At 47.0% G+C, this 14,622-nt stretch carries 15 protein-coding genes; all 15 read left to right on the top strand.

Annotated features, from left to right (window positions below; genetic code table 11):
* The first annotated feature begins 1 nt into the window (after position 1).
* The 15 genes from ACFQZR_RS17635 (at position 2) to cyoE (ending at position 14,617) form a co-directional block, all read left to right on the top strand.
* Positions 2-496 carry a cell wall elongation regulator TseB-like domain-containing protein gene (locus ACFQZR_RS17635; protein ID WP_379348130.1) on the top strand — a complete coding sequence of 165 codons (495 nt, stop codon included), beginning with the start codon at positions 2-4 and terminating at the stop codon, positions 494-496.
* A gap of 100 nt (positions 497-596) precedes the next feature.
* The gene (locus tag ACFQZR_RS17630; RefSeq protein ID WP_379348128.1) at positions 597-998 is read left to right on the top strand and encodes a cytochrome-c oxidase; all 402 of its coding nucleotides are present in this window, start codon (positions 597-599) and stop codon (positions 996-998) included.
* Positions 999-1,146: 148 nt separating this feature from the next.
* Positions 1,147-1,686: a hypothetical protein gene (locus ACFQZR_RS17625; protein WP_379348126.1), complete on the top strand. Its 540-nt coding sequence runs from the start codon at positions 1,147-1,149 to the stop codon at positions 1,684-1,686.
* Positions 1,679-3,184 (top strand): AAA family ATPase, encoded by a 1,506-nt coding sequence (locus tag ACFQZR_RS17620; protein ID WP_018755362.1) that lies wholly within the window; start codon positions 1,679-1,681, stop codon positions 3,182-3,184. The genes ACFQZR_RS17625 and ACFQZR_RS17620 overlap by 8 nt, the downstream gene beginning before the upstream one ends.
* 105 nt (positions 3,185-3,289) lie before the next feature.
* A complete protein-coding gene (locus ACFQZR_RS17615; RefSeq protein ID WP_379348124.1) occupies positions 3,290-4,162 on the top strand; it encodes a 3-hydroxyacyl-CoA dehydrogenase family protein in 873 nt (290 codons plus the stop codon).
* Positions 4,159-5,364 (top strand): acetate/propionate family kinase, encoded by a 1,206-nt coding sequence (locus tag ACFQZR_RS17610; RefSeq protein ID WP_379348122.1) that lies wholly within the window; start codon positions 4,159-4,161, stop codon positions 5,362-5,364. The genes ACFQZR_RS17615 and ACFQZR_RS17610 overlap by 4 nt, the downstream gene beginning before the upstream one ends.
* 34 nt (positions 5,365-5,398) lie before the next feature.
* A complete protein-coding gene (gene asnS / locus ACFQZR_RS17605) occupies positions 5,399-6,694 on the top strand; it encodes an asparagine--tRNA ligase (RefSeq protein ID WP_018755365.1) in 1,296 nt (431 codons plus the stop codon).
* Between the two features lie 42 nt (positions 6,695-6,736).
* Positions 6,737-7,447, top strand: a complete 711-nt coding sequence (locus ACFQZR_RS17600) for a DnaD domain protein (RefSeq protein ID WP_379348119.1) — start codon at positions 6,737-6,739, stop codon at positions 7,445-7,447.
* A 101-nt stretch (positions 7,448-7,548) separates the two neighbouring features.
* Entirely contained in the window at positions 7,549-8,523 is a 975-nt protein-coding gene (locus ACFQZR_RS17595; protein ID WP_379348117.1) for a 2-hydroxyacid dehydrogenase, read from the top strand.
* 251 nt (positions 8,524-8,774) lie between these two features.
* A complete protein-coding gene (locus tag ACFQZR_RS17590; RefSeq protein ID WP_379348115.1) occupies positions 8,775-9,695 on the top strand; it encodes a COX15/CtaA family protein in 921 nt (306 codons plus the stop codon).
* Between the two features lie 187 nt (positions 9,696-9,882).
* The gene (gene cyoA / locus ACFQZR_RS17585; RefSeq protein ID WP_379348113.1) at positions 9,883-10,791 is read left to right on the top strand and encodes a ubiquinol oxidase subunit II; all 909 of its coding nucleotides are present in this window, start codon (positions 9,883-9,885) and stop codon (positions 10,789-10,791) included.
* 39 nt (positions 10,792-10,830) lie between these two features.
* On the top strand, positions 10,831-12,804 hold the full coding sequence (locus ACFQZR_RS17580) for a cbb3-type cytochrome c oxidase subunit I (RefSeq protein WP_379348111.1): 1,974 nt from the start codon (positions 10,831-10,833) through the stop codon (positions 12,802-12,804).
* The gene (gene cyoC / locus ACFQZR_RS17575; protein WP_379348109.1) at positions 12,804-13,430 is read left to right on the top strand and encodes a cytochrome o ubiquinol oxidase subunit III; all 627 of its coding nucleotides are present in this window, start codon (positions 12,804-12,806) and stop codon (positions 13,428-13,430) included. Before ACFQZR_RS17580 ends, cyoC begins: the two co-directional genes overlap by 1 nt.
* Positions 13,431-13,757: a cytochrome o ubiquinol oxidase subunit IV gene (cyoD, locus tag ACFQZR_RS17570; RefSeq protein WP_379348107.1), complete on the top strand. Its 327-nt coding sequence runs from the start codon at positions 13,431-13,433 to the stop codon at positions 13,755-13,757.
* Complete coding sequence (gene cyoE, locus ACFQZR_RS17565) at positions 13,754-14,617, top strand: heme o synthase (RefSeq protein ID WP_379348105.1); 864 nt, start codon at positions 13,754-13,756, stop codon at positions 14,615-14,617. The genes cyoD and cyoE overlap by 4 nt, the downstream gene beginning before the upstream one ends.
* Positions 14,618-14,622: the final 5 nt, after the last annotated feature.

Here is a 14,622-nt window from a genome sequence, read left to right as displayed (position 1 = left end):
GATGCAGAGAAGATGGATCGTTATTATCATATCTGTCATTATACTGATTTTGCTCGGACTGCATTTATATTATCGGAATGTACAGAGCGGTGAATGGATTGCAGAAGATCGGGCAACGAAAGCTGCCTTAGAGCAATCATCCTTGAAGAAGGTAACAGGGATACAGAAGTCTGTATGGGAAGATGTATATTATATCGTCAATGGACTGGATGAGCAGGATCAGAATTTAGTGGTGTGGGTCAATCAAGAGGGAACTTCCGTACATACGGAGCAACTGAAGCAAGGTTCGACGAAGGAAGCGATACAAGAGAAAGTATTAAGTCGATCGCCTGGCGCAGATATCATTACAATCGTACCTGGCATTTGGGAACAGCAGTATGTATGGCAGGTGTTCTATAAAGCGTCCAAACCGAACGAAAAAGTACACTACTACTATGATTTTTACCGTTTCTCGGATGCAGGGTATTTGACAACGTATACCTTGCCTAATCGGTAAGAAAACCTTTGGAAAAAATGTATTCTAAAATAAGGATCTCGTCGATATACTAATCCCGACCGAGTAAGGTCATATTGATCGGAAGGGGTTGGTTCGATCCATGGGTGTTCGATTTCTGAAGATTGGCGTGCTGTACTTTATCTTGTCAATGGGTTTGGGGATGTATATGTCAATGGCCAAAGATTATGTGCTTGCAGGTGTTCATGCGCACGTAAATCTAATCGGTTGGCTATCTATGGCGGTATCTGGCGTGATCTATATATTATTCCCTAGGGCGGATAACAGTGCTCTGGCGAAGTGGCATTTTTGGTTAATGAATTTAGGTGTCATCGTTATGATGGGCTCTCTAATCACCTTATTGCTTACGAAAGAAGAGACGCCGTGGGGACCGATTATTGGTGCGGGTGGTGCTCTACTTATCCTTAGCGCCATTTGTCTCCTGATCAATCTCTTTAAAAATGTGAATATCAATGAGACGCGTACATCGAGAAATTCAAAGTGACAGCGGAATTTGAAGAGCTTGCCTTCTAAGGCAGGCTCTTTTTCAATTGTTCGAGCGATGGTTGGTAGGACTTCCACACATTACATTCTTCAATCGTATATATCCTATGATATACTGTGTGATATACGAAATGAAGGAGGGCGTTACATTGAAAATACGTGTTAAACCACTTATCCTAACACTGGTCGGATCGATGGCCGTCCTTTTTGGCGGCTGGTTCTTCTATCAGAATGTAGCTGTACAAAGTCCTGTAGAGAAGGTAGCCAAAGAAGTATCGACAGTATCTGATGCGAAAGCAAACATTACGCGAAATGATGTTCAACTCGTCATTCAAGTTCAGCCTGATGCGAATTTGCGAGAAATCGTTCAACATATATATCAGTCCGGTAATAAAGTCATTGGCGATAAGAAATTGAATATTACCGTAAGTAATCCGTCGTCTCCACTGCTTGATGATTGGTGGTCTCATGCTCTGTTCGGCGTCGCACAAGCGATGGAGAATAAGCAATACTCAGAGATTCCACAAGTATTAGAAAAGACGAGTAAGTCGTTAAATCTAACACAAGTTCACACATCTGCTGAGATGGATGAACGAAATGTATATGTTACCATTACCGATGGAAAGGCAAGCAAGTATGTTATTCTTCCTCGCAAGGGTGAGCCCGTGGGGGTGTGGCCTAATGCTTAAAGGGTGGAGAGAAGTCGTTATTGGATTTGTGATCGCGTTATTTATTTTTCTCGGCATCATTGGGGTGAACATCCTGCCTTTTGTTGGTGTCGCCCTTGTGATCGGAGTTATCTATTTAGCCATGAAGAGCCGTGGGGGCAGCTTGACGGTTGGAAGACAACAACGCCGAGTAGGCGGATCGTCTAAGCCTAGTTATTTGACCTTTGAACAGATTGGCGGTCAAGAACGTGCGAAGCAGGAATTGATTGAAGCGTTGGATTTCCTCATCAACCACGAGGAGATTAAGAAGTTCGGGATCAGGCCGTTGAAAGGTATTCTATTAACGGGTCCTCCGGGAACCGGGAAGACGTTAATGGCAAAAGCAGCAGCGCATTATTCGAATGCAGTGTATGCTGCAGCTTCCGGTAGTGAGTTCGTTGAGATGTATGTCGGGGTTGGTGCAGGCCGTATCCGTGATTTATTCAAGCAAGCAAGAGATCAAGCCGTGAAAGAGAAGAAAGAAAATGCGATCATATTCATCGACGAGATCGATGTCATCGGCGGGAAGCGGGAAGGCGGCCAGCAGAAGGAATATGATCAGACGCTCAATCAGCTTCTAACCGAAATGGATGGGATTTATTCGAATTCTACCCCTCGTGTGCTCGTGATTGCTGCGACGAACCGGAAGGAAATGCTCGACAGCGCATTGCTGCGTCCAGGCCGATTTGACCGGCATATTCGTGTCGATTTGCCGGATAAAAAAGGTCGATTGCACATCCTGAACATTCATGCAGAAAATAAACCAATGGATAATTCGGTGCAGCTGGACACGATTGCCGTTCAGTCGTTTGGATTCTCCGGCGCACAGCTCGAAAGTGTCATGAATGAAGCTGCAATCTATGCGATGCGGGAGAAGCTGGAGCAGATCGAGCAGCGCCATTTGACCATGGCGATCGATAAAGTCATGCTCGGTGAGAAGACGGATCGTGAAGCGACGAATGAAGAACGCAGACGTGTCGCCATTCATGAATTGGGACACGCGATTATCGCTGAAATTGTTAGACCTGGCAGTGTGGCACAAGTGACCGTTAGTCCGCGTGGACAGGCGCTTGGATATGTTCGACATAATCCATTAAAGGATCAATATCTGCACACCAAAGAGTTTCTAGAAAGTCAGATTATGATTGCGCTAGGCGGAGCTGCAGCGGAAGAAATTTTCTACGGTGGACGAAGTACAGGATCTTCGAATGACTTCGAGCAATCGCTGCAAATTGTCGAGACGATGATGAATGCGGGATTGACCAATTTAGGGATCACCAATGTTCAGATCGTGACGCAAGAAGAGCGAATGAAAGAAAATGAACGAATCATGAATGAGCTCTTCGAACGGACGCGCAATGAACTCGAATCCCATAAAATGGTATTTGAGAAGGCTTTGGAATTCCTTATTTCGGAAGAAGTAGTCTCTGGCGACCAATTTAGAAGAATATTTTGTGACAATATACAATTACCAGCGTAAAATGTGCGCTGGTTTTTTGTCTAATTTTTTTCGACATGTTAAAATAGATGGCGGAGTTCTGAGAGATGATATATACAGAGTTGTCAGAAAGGATGGTTTTAAACCATGCAATTTAAGAAAATTGGCGTCATTGGCGGGGGAACCATGGGTCAAGGGATCGTTGAAATGTTGGCGGTTCGTGGACTTGATGTATTATTAGTGGAGCAATCGGCTGAGAAATTAGACTATGCATACAGCATGATTGAATTAAGTCTGGATAAACAACTTGAGAAATGGGGCATTACGATGTCGGAGAAGAAGTTGATTCTCTCCCGCATTCAAAAAGTATCGCATTTTGCAGAGCTTGGAACATGCGATATGGTCATCGAGACGATTTCGGAAGACTTGGAACTGAAGAAGCAAGTATTCGCAGAACTGGATGCCGTATGTCCAAGTCATATTATTTTGGCGAGCAACACCTCTACACTCAGTCTTACAGAGCTTGCGAGCTCGACGAAATATCCATCGCGTGTAATCGGTATGCACTTCATCTACCCTGTTGCGAAAGTGAATTTGGTGGAGATTATTCGCGGTCTGAAGACTTCGGATGATACATTCATCCAGACGAAGCACTTTGTTGAAGAAGTTGTGTCGAAAAAAGGCATCATGGTCTACGAATCTCCTGGATTCGTAACATCGCGTATTATTCTCACATTGATTAATGAAGCATTGCATGTCTTGCAAGAAGGCGTTGCAACAGCAGAAGATATTGATGATGCAATGCGAATCGGCTATGCTTTCCAACACGGACCGCTTGAGATGGCAGATCGCTTCGGATTGGATTCGGTATTGGCAGCGATGGAGCGTATGTTCCGTGAGTTCGGAGACCTGAAATACCGCCCATCGGTACAGCTGAAGAAGATGGTTCGTGCCGGTCATTTAGGCGTGAAATCAGGCGAGGGATTTTTCAAGTACAATAAGGATGGGGATCGAGTATGAAGGTTTTAGTTATTAATGCAGGTAGTTCTTCGGTGAAATATCAGTTGTATGATATGACAGATGAGTCTGTTCTTGCGAAAGGTCTTGTAGAACGTATCGGAATGGATTCTTCAATCCTCACGCATGAGCCGACTGACGGCCAAGAAGTGAGCGAAGTAAGCGAAATTCTCGAGCATACAACAGCGGTTCGTAAAGTCTTGGATATGCTCGTACATCCGCAGCACGGTGTGATTAAATCCATCGATGAAATTGAAGCTGTAGGGCATCGTATCGTCCATGGCGGGGAATCATTTAGCAAGTCTTCAATTGTTACGCCGGAAGCGAAGTCAGAAATCCGCCGTCTGTTCGACTTGGCGCCTCTTCACAATCCAGCACATATGTCCGGTATTGTAGCGGTAGAAAAGAATATGCCGAACGTTCCGCAAACCGTTGTGTTCGATACGGCTTTCCATCAGACCATGCCGGAAAAAGCGTATTTGTATGCCATTCCGCGCGTATTGTATAAGAAGCATAAAGTTCGCCGTTATGGCTTCCACGGAACATCTCACAATTTCGTAAGTGCGAAGGCTGCTGAATTCTTGAACCGTGATATTAAAGACATGAAGATTATTACATGCCACATTGGTAATGGCGGTAGTGTAACAGCGATTTTGAACGGTCAATCTGTCGATACGTCGATGGGGATGACACCGCTTGAAGGTTTGATGATGGGTACACGCAGCGGGGACTTGGATCCTGCGATTGTTCCTTTTGTCATGAATAAAGAAGATCTAACCGTGAATGAAGTAAACTCGATGTTGAACAAACATAGTGGATTACAAGCCATCTCTGGCGTGAGCAGCGATATGCGTGAAATTATCGACGGCATGCTGGCAGGAGAACCTAATTCGACATTGGCTTTTGACATGTACGAATATCGCATTCGTAAATACATCGGGTCATACGCTGCAGCAATGAACGGTGTAGATACCATTGTTTTCACAGCTGGTGTGGGTGAGAATGCAGTTGTATTACGTGAACGTGTCCTTGAACAATTAACATTCTTGGGCATCGAGCTCGATATAGAAGCGAACAAAGTACGTTCAAAGCAGCCTCGATTGATCTCAACTCCTAATTCGAAAGTACAAGTGCTTGTCGTACCGACGAATGAAGAATTAATCATCGCTCGCGATACACATCGCTTGGTGTTAGAATCGAAGTAATCAATATCATTTGTTGTTAAAGGGGAGAATTAGGATGGCTGCACAAACTGTCATTCGTCAAGTAAGTCAGCACGTCGGACAGCCTGTTAAAATCGGCTGTTGGGTGCACAATAAGCGTTCAAGCGGTAAAATTCAATTCCTGCAATTGCGTGACGGCACAGGGTATATTCAAGGGGTTGTCGTTCGTAGTGAAGTGCCTGAAGAGGTATGGGATGCGGCGAAAAGCTTAACGCAGGAGAGCTCTCTGTATGTAACGGGTGAGATTCGTGAAGAGCCTCGCAGTCAATCAGGCTACGAAATGACGGTAACGGGGATTGAAGTCATTCATATTACGGAGAACTACCCGATTACGCCAAAAGAGCATGGCATCGATTTCTTGATGGATCATCGCCACCTATGGCTTCGTGCGCCGAAACAGCGCGCGATTCTGGTAATTCGTTCGCAAATTATTAAAGCGATCCAAGATTTCTTCGATAATAACGGATTTACGCTCGTCGATCCGCCGATTCTTACACCTTCTTCCTGTGAAGGTACTACGAACTTGTTCCATACGAAATATTTCGACGAGGATGCGTATCTGACACAAAGCGGTCAGCTCTATATGGAAGCTGCAGCGATGGCCCTTGGTAAAGTTTACTCCTTCGGACCAACGTTCCGTGCGGAGAAATCGAAGACACGCCGTCACTTGATCGAGTTCTGGATGATCGAGCCAGAGATGGCGTTCGTAGATCATGAAGAGAACCTGCGTGTGCAGGAGTCGTTCATTGCTTATGTGGTGAAATCCGTACTGGATAACTGCCGCAGCGAGCTTGAGACGATTGGCCGCGATATTTCCAAATTGGAGAAAATCGTAGGACCATTCCCGCGCATCACGTATGATGATGCCATTAAATTCTTGAATGAACAAGGTCATGATATTCCTTGGGGTGAAGATTTCGGTGCGCCGCACGAGACAGCCATTGCGGAGAAATATGAGACGCCGGTATTCATCACGCATTACCCAACGAAGATCAAAGCATTCTATATGAAACCAGATCCGAGCAATCCGGATGTTGTACTATGTGCCGATATGATCGCACCAGAAGGTTATGGTGAGATTATTGGCGGTTCGCAGCGTATCGACGATCCTGCATTACTCGAAGAGCGCTTCACTGAGCATGAGCTTTCTACAGAAGCGTATCAATGGTACCTGGATCTTCGCAAATATGGTACGGTACCTCATTCCGGCTTCGGTCTTGGGCTTGAGCGTACAGTCGCATGGATTTGCGGATTAGATCATGTTCGGGAGACCATTCCGTTCCCACGGATGCTCTATCGTTTGTATCCATAAGCCTCAATCGATGATATGATGAGGGGATGGAGGTGAGCTGACATGAGCAATGAAGCATGGCGGGCATTTGCCAAGGGGATTACGCTGGGTATGGAAGTGGGTACGATTCACTTTCCTTACGCGCTTCTTCGATATTATCGCCGCATGAAGCTCAGTGACACGGAAATGATGCTCATTCTTCAATTAACCGGGTTCCAGCAAATGGAGCAGAATGCATTTCCGACGATTGAAGAATTGCAGGATCGCATGGGTGCTTCACCGGATACAGTCATCAAAGCCATACAGAAGCTCATGCGCGAGAAATACTTATCGATTGATGAAGAATTCGATCCGCAGACGGGGATTCAATATGAGCGTTACAACCTTTCAGGAATTTATGAGAAGCTGGGACAGCTTTTATCCGATGATGTAAAGGAAGAACGGAAGCAAGAACAGCGAAGCGGCAAATCTCAAGGAAGCGGTACAGCTTTTGCAGGAGGGGAGAGTGAAGAGAGTAATCTCTTCATTATTTTCGAACGCGAATTCGGCCGTCCGCTGTCGCCGATGGAGTGTGAGACGATCTCGGGATGGCTCGATCAAGATCAGTATCCTGAGGAACTCATCTTATTGGCACTGAAAGAAGCGGTATTCGCAGGGAAGGTTCACTTCCGTTATATCGACCGTATCTTGCTTGAATGGATGCGTAACCGCGTCCGAACGGCAGAGGATGCAAGAGCCTATGCACAGAAATTCCGCGGAGCACGAGGGAATTAAGAGACAGTCTGAGTCACATGGATCATGTGGTTCAGGCTGTTTTTTTGCATAGGGATGGATTATGATGGTAACAGGTAACCAGATCATGGAGGGGGCAGAACATGAAACCGAATATTTATGTCGCACGACCGGTTCCAAGTGAAGTAGCGCAATATTTGGAGACACATTGCGAGGTTCGTTATTGGACGGGGGAAGAATCCATTACGAAAGATCAACTCGTTCATGAAATTGGGGATGCTGAAGGCTTGTTATTGAGTGGGACGCCGGTTACGGCCGAAGTGATCGAGGCTGCACCGAACCTGCGAGCGATCTCGAATATTGCTGTAGGCTACAACAATTTGCGGCTTGATCCCATTATTGCCCGTGGAATTCTGGCGATGCATACGCCTTATGTACTCGATGAGACGGTTGCTGATCTGGCGTTTGCATTGATTCTAGCTGCTGGGCGACGTGTCACGGAGCTGCATGAATGGGTACGAGAAGGCAAATGGGAGAAGGGGCAGGAAGAAGAATTATATGGACTCGATATTCACCATACCACGCTTGGCATTATTGGGATGGGGCGGATCGGTGAAGCGATTGCTAGACGTGCCAGGTTCGGATTTGAGATGAATGTACAGTATTATAATCGGAATCGGAAGCCGGATATCGAAGAGAAGCTGGGTGTCACATATGCAGGATTGGACGAGCTGCTTGCGACCTCGGATTATGTGCTGCTTATGCTGCCGTTGACGCCGGAGACACGGGGCATGATCGGCGCGCGTGAGTTCGGTCTGATGAAGCAGACTGCTGTGTTCGTGAATGTCGCACGAGGTCCGATCGTCGACGAATCCGCCTTGTACGATGCGCTCGTGCAGCGTAAAATATTCGCAGCTGGACTCGATGTTTACGCTCAGGAGCCAATCGATCCAGCGCACCCGCTGCTCACGCTTACGAATGTCGTAACCTTGCCACATATCGGATCTGCCACAGCGGCGACACGACTTGAAATGGCAAGTCTAGCAGCCAGAAATTTAGTCCATGCGCTGCAAGGCAAGCCGGACATTGCGCTTATACCAGAATTGCGGAACGTATAAGGCAGAATAGAAATGAGATCCCCCTTGACTCTTGGTCGAGGGGGATTTTTGATATGCGCTTCGATTTTATTGCCCATTGGTTGGTGAAGAAAACGATGGAGTGGATGGTTACGATCATTCCCTGATCCGATACGATCAGGAAGCAGTAAGCAATCGCTTGTGAAAGGAAGTAGAACCAACATGAATGACAACGAGACAATGCTATTGAGGGTATTCGAGCATCGTACTGTCGACAGAAGAGGGGGAATCATATGATATCTTCCCGTTATCGATGGTTAGCTTGGTCGACATTTATTGGGATGTTCCTCGTGCTGCTAGCAGGAGCCTTGGTGACGAAGACAGGTTCTGGCCGAGGCTGTGGTGATGATTGGCCTTTGTGTAATGGGAAATTTGTACCTGCTTATACGCTAGAGTCTATGATTGAATATTCCCATCGAATGGTGACAGGAATTGTGGGGATCCTTGTCCTCATCACATTTATATATACATGGCGTTACCTGAAGCATCATACCGAAGCCTTAATCTATGCTGGCGGAACGTTGTTGTTCACCGTGATCCAGGCGATCATGGGAGCGGCAGCGGTCATTTGGCCTCAGCAGCCAGCTGTGATGGCACTGCACTTCGGGATCTCATTGCTCGCTGTTTCTAGTAGCATGCTGCTAGTCGTCTGGATAAGGCGGCAGGAACGGGCTGACAACTCAGATGTCTTCGTGACGGTGCCGAGATCGATTTATCTGATGTCTTGGGGGATATGGATCTTTTGTTATGTTGTTGTCTATCTTGGGGCGTACATTCGGCATATGGATGTGGAAGCGGGATGTATGGGCTGGCCGTTATGTAACGGGCAAGTCATCCCTTATTTGGAGGGTGCTTCAGGGATTGTCTTCCTCCACCGTATTGCTGCAGCGATTTTATTCCTGCTCATCGCCGCATTCTATGTTCTTGTTCGCCGAAGTGAATCGGCAGGACAGCATTCCGTCATGAGGAGGGCTGGGATGTATGCACTTATTTTTGTGTTGGCGCAGATTTTAAGCGGCGGACTGCTTAATGCGACGATCAACAACGAAGATGTGTATCTATTTGCAAGTCTGCTCCACAATGTGCTGGCCACGGCTTTGTTCTGCATTCTGACAGATATCGCCATTCGTTCGTGGAAACATCGTTTACGATAAATCAAGAGAGTTCTTCATATTGAATGAAGAGCTCTTTTTTTTGGAAATATTGGGCCATGATTTGTTTCAAAACCTTGAACATGGTTGGTTCAACGGCTCTTGTAGTGGTTGGTGACATTTATCACAATCCCTCTTATCGTAAGACGTGGCTATAACGTACTTATGCAAATCGAAAGGAGCCGCAAACATGAAATTACCTAAAGCACGCCGCTGGTTCGCTTCTTTAACTATGCTGCTGATCCTGCTGCTTACGGCCACCGGATGCACGGAGAAAATGATCGTTCTTAATCCGAAAGGGCCAATTGCTGAACAGCAGCGTGATTTAATGCTCACTTCATTGCTACTAACGTGCATTGTTATCGTGCCTGTACTGATTCTGTTCGCGATTATTGTATGGCGTTACCGAGATCGAAAGGGTAGAACATCGAAGTATACGCCGAACTGGGAGCATAGCACGAAGCTGGAAGTGATCTGGTGGGGGATACCGATCATTATTATTACCATTCTAGCGGTCATTACCGTGAAGTACACCTATGCGCTGGAACCATCCAAGCCGCTAGCATCCGAAGAAAAACCGCTGACCATCCAGGTGACATCACTGGACTGGAAATGGTTGTTCCAATATCCGGAGCAAGGCATTGCAACGATTAATTACATCCAGATTCCAGAAGATGTACCGATCCGATTTGAGATCACAGCCGATTCACCCATGAATTCATTCTGGATTCCGCAGCTCGGCGGTCAGATGTATGCGATGTCCGGCATGGCGATGACATTGCATTTGCAAGCGGATGAGCAGGGAGATTTTTGGGGATCAGGCGCCAACTTCACCGGGAAGGATTTCGCGAAAATGTATTTTGACGTGAAATCGACCTCAAAGGAAGCATTCAATTCGTGGGTAAGTGATGTGAAGGCGTCATCGCCTGCATTGACATTGGACGGTTATAAGAAGCTGGTTGAGCCTGCAGCATCGGATGTCAGAACGTTCTCGGCTTTCCCAGAAGGATTGTTCGAGATGACCGTGACGAAGTATGCCTCCTCGCACAACCATGGATTGTCTTGGAAGGACATTCAGAAGATTGACAAACAAGAATAACGGATTTTTGATCCGACACGTAAGGAGAGAGAGTCATCCATGTGGGAAAGAGTGAAAGCCTTTGCCTCGGAATTTTTTGTAACGGGAGACCCGTTAATATATGGGGCAGATGTTAGCATTGTCGTCACCATCTTAGGTATTGTAATTGGACTGACGTACTTCAATAAATGGGGCTGGCTATGGCGGGAATGGCTGACGACTGTCGATCATAAGAAGATTGGCATCATGTACATTTTAGCTGCCTTCATCATGTTATTCCGCGGTGGGGTCGATGCGCTTCTAATGCGCGCACAGCTGGCCGCACCAGAGATGAACCTACTGCCGCCGGACCACTATAATCAGATTTTCACGACGCACGGCGTAATCATGATTTTGTTCATGGCGATGCCATTTATGTTCGGATTGTTCAACGTCATGGTGCCGCTACAGATCGGTGCGCGCGACGTGGCCTATCCGTTCCTGAATGCGCTAAGTTTCTGGCTGTTCTTCTCAGGCGCCATGCTGTTTAACTTATCCTTCGTCATTGGTGGTTCACCAGATGCGGGTTGGCTAGCCTATCCGCCATATTCGGGCATTATGCATAACCCAGGCGTTGGACAAGACTTCTATATTTGGGGGATTCAGATCTCAGGGATCGGAAGTCTGATGACGGGGATTAACTTTATCGTCACCATTCTGAAGATGCGCGCACCGGGTATGAAATTAATGAAGATGCCGATGTTTCCTTGGTCGGTACTATCCAGCTGCATCGCGATCATATTTTCATTTCCGATTTTGACGGCAACGCTGGCACTCCTATTCCTAGACCGCTATGCAGGTGCGCATTTCTTCACCTTGGATGGCGGAGGAAACCCGATGATGTATATTAACCTGATCTGGATGTGGGGACACCCTGAGGTGTATATTATCGTATTACCTGCCTTCGGGATCTTCTCAGAGATCGTATCTACTTTTGCGAAGAAGAAGCTGTTTGGTTATAAATCCATGGTATACGCCATGATGATTATTAGTATTCTATCGTTCCTCGTCTGGGCGCACCATTTCTTTACGATGGGCTCCGGCGCGGATGTCAATGCATTCTTTGCACTGACGACCATGTTGATTGCAATCCCGACAGGGGTGAAGGTGTTCAACTGGCTCTTTACGATGTTCCGCGGGAAAATTACCTTCGAGACTCCGATGCTGTGGACGTTGGGCTTTATTCCCTGCTTTATCGTAGGGGGACTAACAGGGGTTCTACTGTCGGTAGCACCGGCTGATTTTCAGTTTCACAATAGTTATTTCCTAGTCGCGCATTTCCATCAAGTCATTATTGGCGGTGTCGTATTCGGATATTTCGCAGGATTATATTATTGGTGGCCGAAACTGTTCGGCTTCAAGCTGAATGAGCGAATTGGCAAATGGGCCTTCTGGTTCTGGAACATCGGCTTTTACCTTTGCTTCATGCCGCAGTATGCGCTCGGACTGATGGGGATGACACGTCGTGTCGTAACCTATGGTTGGGACAAAGGCTGGTGGGAAATGAACTTGGTATCCACCATTGGAGCGGGGCTCATGGGTATTGCGTTCTTGTTCCAAGTGTGGCAAATCGTATATAGCGTGAAGCATCTACGAAAAGATGAAACGGGAGATCCATGGAACGGACGGACCTTGGAATGGTCAATTCCTTCACCTGCGCCGGTGTATAACTTCGCAACCCTGCCTCACGTTACATCTCAGGATGAATGGTGGGAGGAGAAGCAGCGAAGATTGCAAGGACATCCTGCTCCTGCACCAGCGAAGATAGAACCGATTCATATGCCGAAAAACTCTGGAATCCCAATCGTGATGTCCATGTTCTGGTTCTTCACCGGATTTGGCTTCATATTTGATTGGCTCTGGTTAGCGATCCCCGGACTTGTAGGCGTAGCGGCATGTATGCTGGTTCATTCCTTTAATTATGATACGGATTACTACATCCCTGTTGAAGAAATTAAGCGAACAGAATCTGCGATAAGGGGGGTTACGAGCTAATGGCTCAATTACACGATTCCGGATTAGCCGGTCACCAGGTGTCTCATGCGGAACATCATGACCATCCGGATATGGAAGAAATGCGCACCTTCGGCTTCTGGATCTATCTGATGACCGATGTCATTATATTTGGCACATTGTTCGCTGTCTACATTGTGCTGCAAGGCAACACAAATGGCGGACCTGGTCCGAAAGACTTATTTCAAATGGGAGGTATTATCGCAAGTACCTTCATTCTATTAACGAGCAGTTATACAAGTGGTCTAGCGGTGCTCGCGATGCACAAGGGGAATAAGAAAGCCTTATTGGGCTGGCTTGGGGCAACCGTAGTACTCGGTGCGACCTTTATCATCATGGAAATCAATGAATTTACGCATCTGGTGCATGAAGGAGCGACGATCGGTACGAGTGCATTCCTATCCGCATTTTTTACCTTGGTTGGCACGCATGGACTTCACGTCCTGCTTGGATTGGTGTGGATGATTGCACTGATGATGCAGATTGCGAAGCGCGGGATTACACCGGTTACGAAACGTAAAGTCAATGTCATTAGTTTGTTCTGGCATTTCCTTGATGTGGTCTGGATTTTCGTCTTTACGATTGTTTATTTGATGGGGGTGAGCTAGATGCAGCATGACATGAGTCCTTCCCATGCGCACGAGAACCATGGCTCCTTAAAGTCGTACACCATTGGATTTGTATTCTCGATCCTGCTCACGATCATTCCGATTGCCGTGGTGATGAATGGTTGGCTCGCTGGGAAGGCGAGCGCGATCATTCTGATGGTAACGGCTGTATTGCAGCTCGTTGTTCAATTAATATTTTTCATGCATCTGCGCGAAGAGAAGAAGCCGCGGTATAACCTGCTGACGTTGATCCTAGGCTTGATTATTTTACTGGTTATCGTCATCGGCTCCATGTGGATCATGATGTACAACATGGTCGCACTATGATCAGAGATTGGATCGAGCTGACGAAGCCGCGGATTCTTCAGTTGAATCTCGTTGCTGCGTTTGGCGGGTATTGGCTAGCATCGAAGTGGACGGTGGATTGGGGTGCCCTGTTGTGGGTGCTCTTAGGCACCGTACTCACGATGGCCTCCTCGTGCGTCATGAATAATGTATGGGACTGGAAGCTGGACCAGCGGATGGATCGAACGAAGGATCGACCATTAGCAACGGGACGTTTGAATAAGTGGAGCGTACTGGTTTACGCCTTATTGCTAGGGATATTGGGTGAAATGATCTTGTTTATGAAAGTGAACGTCCTGTGCGGATGGCTTGGGATCCTTGGGATGTTCGTTTATATCGTCGTGTACACGATGTGGCTCAAGCGGACTTCAACTTGGAGCACATCCATTGGCGGCATATCGGGAGCGATGCCGCCGATCATCGGCTATTGTGCCTTTACGAATGAAATCGATGCCGGAGCCGTACTCTTATTCGCGCTGCTGTTTCTCTGGCAGCCCGCTCATTTCTGGTCGCTAGCGATTCGCAGGGTGGACGAATATCGGACGGCAGGTTTTCCGCTATTGCCTGTCCATAAAGGTGTAAGACGGACAAAGCTGCAAATGATTCCTTACGTCGTCCTACTGCTTCCCACAGTCGTATTGATTTACTCGTACGGATACGCAGGCACTGTCTTTCTCACGGTCTCTGTGGCAGCAGGAATCGTATGGACTTGGCATACATTAACAGGCGCTGCATCAACGAACACGGAGAAATGGGCCAAAACGAACTTCCTAATCTCGGTGAATTATTTGATGGTTGTATTTCTGATGATGATTGTCGATACGGCGGGGCGTCCATTTTAATGCGG

This window comes from Paenibacillus sp. GCM10027629 (assembly GCF_042676425.1).
In the GTDB taxonomy this organism is placed as follows: Bacteria; Bacillota; Bacilli; order Paenibacillales; family Paenibacillaceae; genus Paenibacillus_K; species Paenibacillus_K terrigena.
This window is presented reverse-complemented; position numbering and strand designations above follow the sequence as displayed.